We start from the raw sequence: 1398 nt of genomic DNA on the forward strand, positions 1-1398 counted from the left end.
CGGTCACCGTGGAGCTTTCACCATTGGCCAAACTATCGAAGTCACTGCCCGGCACAAACTGCAGCTGGTTATTCACCACGCTGACCGTGCCCTGTCCGCTTAACGGATTGCCGTCACCATCGACGATTTGCACGCTATCGAGACTGAAGTTTGCTGGACCATCGTTATGATCAACATCGGTATCGTTGGCCAATACATCAATCGTGAGGGTTTCATTCTCATGACCCGTTTGCGTATCCGCACTCGCCACCGGATCATCGTTGGTGCCGGTCACGGTGATGGTCGCCGTGGATTCCGAGGTCGCCCCTTCGTTATCGGACATCACATAACGCACAGTGACGGTGGAGCTTTCACCGTTGGCCAAACTATCGAAGTCACTGCCCGGCACAAACTGCAGCTGGTTGTTCACCACGCTGACGGTGCCCTGTCCGCTTAATGGATTGCCGTCACCATCGACGATCTGCACACTGTCGAGGCTGAAGTTGGCCGGGCCATCGTTATGATCCACATCGGTATCGTTTGCCAGCACATTGATGGTGAGGGTTTCATTCTCATTACCGGTTTGCGTATCCGCACTCGCCACCGGATCATCGTTAGTGCCGGTCACCGTGATGGTCGCCGTGGATTCCGAGGTCGCCCCTTCATCATCGGACATCACATAACGCACAGTGACGGTGGAGCTTTCACCGTTGGCCAGGCTGTCGAAGTCACTGCCCGGCACAAACTGCAGCTGGTTGTTCACCACGCTGACCGTACCCTGGCCGCTTAACGGATTGCCGTCGCCATCGACGATCTGCACGCTGTCGAGACTGAAGTTGGCCGGGCCATCGTTGTGATCCACATCGGTATCGTTGGCCAATACATCAATCGTGAGGGTTTCATTCTCATGACCGGTTTTGGTATCTGCACTCGCGACCGGATCATCGTTGGTACCGGTGACCGTGATGGTCGCCGTTGACGTCGATTCTGCCCCTTCGTTATCGGACATCACATAACGCACGGTCACCGTGGAGCTTTCACCATTGGCCAAACTATCGAAGTCACTGCCCGGCACAAACTGCAGCTGGTTATTCACCACGCTGACCGTGCCCTGTCCGCTTAACGGATTGCCGTCACCATCGACGATCTGCACGCTGTCGAGACTGAAGTTGGCCGGACCATCGTTGTGATCCACATCGGTATCGTTGGCCAATACATCAATCGTGAGGGTTTCATTCTCATGACCGGTTTTGGTATCGGCACTCGCCACCGGATCATCGTTGGTACCGGTGACCGTGATGGTCGCCGTTGACGTCGATTCTGCCCCTTCGTTATCGGACATCACATAACGCACGGTCACCGTGGAGCTTTCACCATTGGCCAAACTATCGAAGTCACTGCCCGGCACAAACTGCAGCT

General features: G+C 55.4%; 1 protein-coding gene. It reads right to left on the bottom strand.

The window, feature by feature from the left end:
• Window positions 1-1398 (bottom strand): Ig-like domain-containing protein (locus KHS78_RS22165; protein WP_211831194.1); only part of this gene is annotated, 1398 nt, incomplete at both ends.

The sequence above is a fragment of the Kistimonas asteriae genome (genome assembly GCF_018263925.1).
GTDB lineage: Bacteria > Pseudomonadota > Gammaproteobacteria > Pseudomonadales > Endozoicomonadaceae > Kistimonas > Kistimonas asteriae.